The sequence below is a fragment of the Azonexus sp. genome, from assembly GCF_036170495.1.
In the GTDB taxonomy this organism is placed as follows: domain Bacteria; phylum Pseudomonadota; class Gammaproteobacteria; order Burkholderiales; family Rhodocyclaceae; genus Azonexus.
Window position 1 is genome coordinate 1 of sequence record NZ_JAVHPH010000301.1, and the last position, 2,688, is coordinate 2,688.

Here is a 2,688-nt window from a genome sequence, read left to right on the forward strand (position 1 = left end):
CAGGCGGCGATGAGCGCCATCGAGAAATTCTGCCCGGAAGCGAAGAGCCTGCTGCTCATTCCCGAGAACCACACGCGCAACCAGTTTTACCTGCAGAACGTTGCGCAAATCGCCGCCATCCTCAAGCAGACCGGCCTCAACGTGCGCCTCGGCTCGCTCAACCCGGAGATCACCCAGCCAACCACGGTCGACTTGCCGAACGGCCAGCAACTGCTGCTCGAACCGCTGGTGCGTACCGCGCATCGCCTCGGCCTCGACGGTTTCGACCCCTGCGCCATCCTGCTCAACAACGACCTGTCGGCGGGCATTCCGGCCATTCTGCAGGGCCTGCACGAGCAGGTCGTGCTGCCGCCGGTCCACGCCGGCTGGGCGGTGCGCCGCAAGTCGAACCACTTCGCCGCCTACGACCAGGTCGCCAACGATTTCGCCAAGGCCATCGGCATCGACCCGTGGCGCATCAATCCGGCCTTCTCGGTCTGTCGCAGCGTCAATTTTCACGAGCGCCAGGGCGAGGAATGCCTGGCCGCCAATGTTGCCGCCGTGCTCGACATCGTCAAGGAAAAGTACCGCGAATACGCCATTGACGAGACGCCCTACGTCGTCGTCAAGGCCGACGCCGGCACCTACGGCATGGGCGTCATGACGGTGCGCAACGTCGATGAAGTCATCGCGCTGAACCGCAAGCAGCGCAACAAGATGAGCGTCGTCAAGGAAGGCCTCGAAGTCTCCGAGGTGCTCATCCAGGAAGGCGTGCATTCCTTCGAAACGCTGAACGAGGCGGTGGCCGAGCCGGTCATTTACATGATCGACCGCTACGTCGTCGGCGGCTTTTATCGTGTGCACACTGGGCGCGGCAAGGATGAGAACCTCAACGCGCCGGGCATGCATTTCGAGCCGCTGGCCTTCGAAACCGGCTGCAACCTGCCCGACTACGGCTGCAACAATCCGGACGCCGCGCCCAACCGTTTCTATGCCTACGGCGTCGTTGGCCGACTGGCCTGCCTGGCGGCGGCGATCGAACTCGAACGCACGGCACCGGAAAACGGCTGAGCGCGGTGGCCGAGCAGCTGCACTTTGCCAAACACCTGCTCGGCGGTAGCGCCCGGTCGTTGAAACTGGCCTTTATCGTCGATCCGCTGGCCCACCTCAAGGCCTGGAAGGATTCGTCGGTAGCCATGATGCGTGCCGCCGAAAACCACGGCCACGATGTTTTCGCCATCGATGCCGCGACGCTCGGCTGGCGCAAGCCGGAGGCCGGCCAGGCCGGCGGTGTGCTCGGCGAGGCGGTGCATCTCCACCTGCGCCCTGACGACCACGACTGGCACCGCGAAACCGGCCGGACATGGCAGGCGCTGACCACCTTCGACGCCGTCATCATGCGCAAGGACCCGCCCTTCGATTTCGAATACCTGACGGCGACCTGGCTGCTCGAACGCGCCGAGGCCGATGGCGTCAAGGTATTCAACCGGCCGCGGGCGCTGCGCGATCATTCCGAAAAGCTGGCGCTCATGGAATTTGCCCATTTTTCGCCGTCGACCGTCGTCACGCGCAACATGGCGCAACTCCACCACTTCATCGACGAGCAGCGCGACGTCATTCTCAAGCCGCTCGACGGCATGGGCGGCAGCCAGATTTTTCGCGTTCATCGCAACGACCCGAACCGCAATGTCATCGTCGAAACGCTGAGCCACCAAGGCGCCCGGACGATCATGGCGCAGCGCTACCTGCCCGAGATCAGCCACGGCGACAAGCGCGTTCTGATCATCGCCGGCCAGCCGGTGCCCTTCTGCCTGGCGCGCATCCCCAAGGCCGGCGAAACGCGCGGCAACCTCGCCGTCGGCGGCACCGGCGTCGCCCAGGAACTGTCGGCCAGCGACCGGGAAATCGCCGAAGCGCTTGGCCCCGTTCTCTTCAAGCGCGGCTTGATGCTGGTCGGCATCGACGTCATCGGCGACCGGCTCACCGAAATCAACGTCACCAGCCCGACCTGCATGGTCGAAATCCGTCAGCAGTCGGGTTTCGATGCGGCCGGCGCCTTCATCACCGCCATCGAACGCGCATGCGGCCTCAGCTGAAACTTTTTCTGACAGCGCTTTGCGCCCTGCTCCTCGCCGCCTGCGGGCGCACGCCATTGCAGGAACAGCAGGCCTACGTCTTCGGAACCCGCGTCGAAGTGCTGGTCGTCAGCGAAGACCCGGAACAGGGGCGCAAGGCCATCGCCGCCGTGCTGCGCGAGTTCGACCGTCTGCACCGGGCCTACCACGCCTGGCAGGACTCCGAACTGACGACTTTAAATTCGGCCATTTTTTCCGGTCGACCGTGGGAAGTCAGCCCGGAGCTCGCCCAATTCATCGCCGAAGCCCAGGCGCTGGCCAAAAAGGGCGACTACCTGTTCGACCCCGGCATCGGCCAGCTCATCAAGCTGTGGGGCTTCCAGGCCGACGAATTCAAGGCCGAACTGCCGCCCTCAGCCGAGATCAAGGCCTGGCTGGCCAGCAAACCATCCATTGCCGACATCAGCCTCGACGGCACCACCGTGCGCAGCCGGAACGCCAACGTCGCCCTCGATTTCGGCGGCTACCTCAAAGGCGTCGCCCTCGACCGCGCCGCCGCCATCCTGCGCGCCCAGGGCATCACCAACGCGCTGATCAACATTGGCGGCAACGTCATGGCGCTCGGCAGCAAGCA

3 protein-coding genes are annotated in these 2,688 nt (G+C 64.7%); all 3 read left to right on the forward strand.

Annotation, left to right across the window (positions count from 1 at the left end; genetic code table 11):
• Positions 1-1,050: glutamate--cysteine ligase (gene gshA, locus ADADOO_RS11040; protein WP_511277535.1), on the forward strand; the 1,050-nt coding region annotated here is incomplete at its 5' end.
• Positions 1,051-1,055: 5 nt separating this feature from the next.
• Entirely contained in the window at positions 1,056-2,075 is a 1,020-nt protein-coding gene (gene gshB / locus ADADOO_RS11045) for a glutathione synthase (RefSeq protein WP_511277537.1), read from the forward strand.
• Positions 2,060-2,688: FAD:protein FMN transferase (locus ADADOO_RS11050; RefSeq protein WP_511277539.1), on the forward strand; the 629-nt coding region annotated here is incomplete at its 3' end. The genes gshB and ADADOO_RS11050, both read left to right, overlap by 16 nt.